We start from the raw sequence: 4300 nt of genomic DNA, 5'->3' as shown, positions 1-4300 counted from the left end.
TACGATTACATGCACGCGCGGTACTACGCGTCGGTGGCGGGGAGGTTTTTGTCGGTGGACCCTGGGAGGGACTGCGACCCCAAATCGCCCCAAAGCTTCAACCTCTACGCCTACGTGCGCAACAACCCGGTGAGTGCCACGGACCCCGACGGCAGGTTAATAGGCGTTGCTGGTGTTAACCAAGCCTATGTGAGCGAGATGCAAAAGCTGCTCGTATCCATGATCATGAGGCCGACTGCACGTCGGCTTTTGGCGGCCATTCAACGTGACCCCAGGCTTTTTACCTTTTTCGGAACGAACAAACTACCCCCGGATCGCTACGGGAGCACCTCGGGCACTGAGGTAGCTGTAGCCGGTGGCAAGGCTGTGTTGGACCTCTCGAAACCGTTTCGAGTTGAGGTTGACACTGTGAGGGTTAAACGTGGTGATCCGCTCTATGGAATTCCTCCGCATACCGACAAAAGCGGTCGAACAACCCTTGGTCACGAGCTTTGGCACGCGACAATTTACCGTACAGCTACGGACCCAAACGAGGCTAAGCGAAGAAACGCTCTAGCGGACGAGACTGGTGAGGCCGAAGAGATGGGCAGGAGGATGGCCAATGAGAAGCCTGATTTATCTGAAGAGCTGGCCAAGGAAATCTTGCGAGAATGGCTCGAGGAGAGCACAAAGGCCCTGGTGGCCGTGACCTCCTCGACCAATCCTATCAGTGGCAAGGAGGAAAGCCAATGAGGGCGGCCACTGCTGTAACTTGCGTAACGCTGCTCTTTGGGTCGAGCGTCGCTGGCGTAACACCCATGGCTCAGAACGCCATTCACAGTAAAAAGCGGGGCTGTTTTGTCTTCTGGCCGTTGGAGACAGTACCGTATAGGGATCCGAGCCGTCCGGAAGTCAAAACGCGGTTAGTTTCGGCGACGGCTTTTCTCTACGGTGGAGATGGCTCGAAAAAATCTATTCCTGTTGACCCGCGCGGGCGAGGCGTCTGCCTTAACTACGAAGATATTGCGGACCTAGCGTCGGGCGTCTTAGCGGTCTGGGTGGCTGAGGAGCGGCTTGCCGGGGCGATTTGGTGGACCAATGCCGAGGAAAGGGAGGAGCTGTGGCTAGAGGCTCGCAGAGACCTCGAACCGACGGCAAAGTGGGTGGATATGAACGAGGCGATTGGCTTGGCTGTAGTTTACCGTGACTATCGCGGTCCTCTAGGCTCGGAAAAAGAACGGGAGTTGCTTCTCTCGATCCTGAAACGGATGGACGCGACGGGGGCCCGTGAGTTGCCGGATCCCTTTTGGGACCCAAATCAACCCGGTGCGCCTCCTTCACCTGATCTCTGGGACCGTTCTACCCTTGTGTCTTGGCTTTGCGAGTCTCAGCCTAGGATCCTGATCGACCCGGTCTTCGTGCCGAGCGCTAACTGGCCACGGGTAGTACAGCTCAAGCCAGACGTGCCGAAAGTTTTCGTACTCCCTTTGACGGGCCCTCCTTTCCCAGTTTGCGAGGGTGAACGCCTGTGCGGCGAACTCCTGGGCATCCGACTAGTGAGCGAGGAACCGAGTAGCGGATGTACTGGCAGCGTGATTCCCATCGAGCTGCTGCGCCGGGAGAAAGCAAGGTTACTACTTGTCTGCATCTCGTCATCGCCCTGGTGTGCCCCTGTTTTTGAGGACGACGACGGTTGGCGCGATGGCGACCAGTATACGATTTACTTTCCCGAGTGGGCGATAATTGATTGATTCGCCGGGTCCATAGTTACTATCATGCTAAACTCGCAAGACCCTTGAAGGGGGTGTTTCGGATGTGAAGTTGTGCGGGAGGTCCACGAGCTCAACGGGAGCTTTACTTTTCGGCGGGACTACGTGTATGGGGGCAAAGACCACATCGTGACCTACCACGGAAGCATCCAGCGGCACGTCCACAAGGACCATTTGGGAAGCACCCGCGTGACCACCTCGCCTTCGGGGAACGTGGTGACGGTGCATGCCTACTGGCCCTTTGGGGAGGAGATGACCTTGCCGGCGAGCCAAGAGCGGATGCGCTTTGCGGGCCACGAGCGGGATGCGAGTACTGGTTACGATTACATGCACGCGCGGTACTACGCGTCGGTGGCCGGTCGCTTCCTTTCCGTGGACCCTGGGAGGGACTACGACCCGAAATCGCCCCAGAGCTTCAACTTATTTGCGTATGCTGCAAACAACCCGCTGACATTCGCTGACTCCGATGGTCGTGTCAAGGTTAGGAAATACGGGGACATGACCGGTAAAGGATTGGAACAAGAATACACGGTTGAATTCGAAACCAGAAATCCATTGGTGGATAGAGGCCTCAAAATCGGTATAGGAAGGTTAATTGGCCTTCCTGTGGGTGCAATCACTTGGTTCGTGGAAAAGCTGGACGAATCTCTCAAGGGCGAGTGGGTGAAAAGCGGGGACGCTGGCGTGGCGATGCTGCGTAGCCCTTCGGGCAAAGCGGGATTTGAGCGTGACGTGGCCACGGTGTTTCGCGGCCTCGCAGGCGAAGGGAGTCCTGCTGGCATCAAAGGAGTCTACACACCCGAGCAGCTGAAACTCCTAAACGAGGCGGTCAAGCGTGTAACAGAGTCCTACGTTCGCCAGGGAAAGCTTAGTGAAGAAGAAGCGAAAAAAATTCGCGAGGAGTACGCAAAGGTTTTGGTGAAGGTAGGAGACACAGATAGCCCTCTTACTGAGGAAAAAACGAGTAACGATGGAAAATAGGGGCCTCAAGGGTTCCGAGAGCTGCCTTTGGGCTAAGGTCATGTGCCGCCGTGTGTCCCAAAGCATCGTTGCTCTCTTCGCCCTGGCGTGGGGATGGTGGCTTTTTTGGGGTAGCTCCTACGAGCGCGCATCGTATTTCAGGGAGAAGGCTGAGGCTTTAGCTTCTTCCAAAAGGTTTTTCGAGGAGGTCAAAGCCAAGGGCGGTGTACCTCCAGCGCTGCGGACGCAGGAAGAGGCTGTGTGGTTTTATGCGTTGAGGTCCTTGGAAGAAGGAGGAAGTGAAGCCACGAAGAAGCGGGCAGCGTTGCTCTTGGTACAGCATTTTATCAAAATTGACGATCTAGAGGTCGCCACGAAGTACTACAAGCTCGTATGCCCACAGGGGGGCTGCCTACCCGACTATGAGCAAGTTTTGGGTTATTCGCTACCGGATACATCGTCTGGGAGGAATGGGAAGTGATTGTTCCCGAGAGGACCGCTATTGTGACGCAAAAGGTTTCTTCCATTTATTTCGTTGCGTGTTCCCTTGGTGCTTTCTTAGAGCAAATGTTGGCGGTTTATCGAGACTCAGTGAGGTGGGCATTTGCGGATTTCCTTGGCCTTTGGGCGGCGGAGGTTCCTTATGTTAGGCCGCAACTTCGTGTAGCTGAGCATGCCCTCACGACGGCTTTTTTCCTCCTGCTTCTTCGTGGGGCCCTTCGCGGCCTCCTTGCTATTAAAGAAGGGCGGCTTCCGCGCTCGAGACTTGAACTCTACGGCTTCTGTGGCGCTCCCACGTTTGGTTTTTTCGCAGGGACCGCTGTCTTACTGGTAGCAGGTCGTGGCACACCCTTGGAAATGCACGCTATGGTAACGGTGCCACTGCTTGTTTTGAGCACGCTAAATGCGTCGGCCTTTGCTCTCTTAGCGGCGTTGACGTGGCCACCACCGAACAGGGTCCGAGGCAGATCCTATGTGCTCCGGCGACTGGTGGGGGTCGCTTTACTGCTACTCTCTGCTGCGCTGGCCCCAGCCGTTGAGGTCGATCTTCTGTTGTTCTAGCCGGCGGAAGAGATCTGGCCACCGAGGAGCTGCGAGTACACCTAAGGATTTCTGACGGGGGTGAGGGAAGGGGCCACCACCTATGCCAGCATCCTGTACCATCCCAGCGGGCTTGTGGCCAAGCGGGTGCGGTCCAACGGCACCAGGGACGTCATCGAGGGGGACCCCAACCGCATGGCAAGGCCGGCCAACATCAAAGTTCAAAACGCCAGCAACGCCGTTTTGTGGCAAACGGGGAGCTACGCCTACGATGGTGCGGGCAACGTCAAGGCCATGGGTGGGGATCGGTTCTGGTACGACGGTGTCTTGCGGCTTGTGGGGGCGACGGTGTCGGGTAAAAGCTTCGAGGCCAGTTACAACGCCTTTGGCTTCATGACCAGCATGGCCAAAAACGGCGCGTGGCAAACCTTTGCGGAAGCTTCTTCGGGGGAGACCAACCGCATCTCTGGGGTGGGCTACGACGAGGCGGGGCAGGTGGTGAGTTGGGGAGGGAGGAGCTTTTCCTGGTATCCTACGGGGAGCATGAGGCA

General features: G+C 56.8%; 5 protein-coding genes. All 5 read left to right on the top strand.

Annotation, left to right across the window (positions count from 1 at the left end; genetic code table 11):
• Positions 1 to 732: RHS repeat-associated core domain-containing protein (locus ACP5PX_RS07405; protein ID WP_428085330.1), on the top strand; the 732-nt coding region annotated here is incomplete at its 5' end.
• On the top strand, positions 729 to 1730 hold the full coding sequence (locus tag ACP5PX_RS07400; protein WP_428085329.1) for a hypothetical protein: 1002 nt from the start codon (positions 729 to 731) through the stop codon (positions 1728 to 1730). The genes ACP5PX_RS07405 and ACP5PX_RS07400, both read left to right, overlap by 4 nt.
• Positions 1731 to 1802: 72 nt before the next feature.
• Positions 1803 to 2729: an RHS repeat domain-containing protein gene (locus ACP5PX_RS07395; protein WP_428085328.1), complete on the top strand. Its 927-nt coding sequence runs from the start codon at positions 1803 to 1805 to the stop codon at positions 2727 to 2729.
• Positions 2719 to 3189: a hypothetical protein gene (locus ACP5PX_RS07390; protein WP_428085327.1), complete on the top strand. Its 471-nt coding sequence runs from the start codon at positions 2719 to 2721 to the stop codon at positions 3187 to 3189. Before ACP5PX_RS07395 ends, ACP5PX_RS07390 begins: the two co-directional genes overlap by 11 nt.
• 641 nt (positions 3190 to 3830) lie before the next feature.
• The coding region (locus ACP5PX_RS07385; RefSeq protein WP_428085326.1) for a hypothetical protein at positions 3831 to 4300 on the top strand (470 nt) is incomplete at its 3' end.

It is taken from the genome of Hadarchaeum sp. (SeqCode) (assembly GCF_049969415.1).
GTDB lineage: Archaea > Hadarchaeota > Hadarchaeia > Hadarchaeales > Hadarchaeaceae > Hadarchaeum.
This window is presented reverse-complemented; position numbering and strand designations above follow the sequence as displayed.

Bases quoted from the DNA above. Each gene is read 5' to 3' on its own strand.
- ACP5PX_RS07400 (WP_428085329.1), top strand. From the start codon at position 729: ATGAGGGCGGCCACTGCTGTAACTTGCGTAACGCTGCTCTTTGGGTCG.
- ACP5PX_RS07390 (WP_428085327.1), top strand. From the start codon at position 2,719: ATGGAAAATAGGGGCCTCAAGGGTTCCGAGAGCTGCCTTTGGGCTAAG.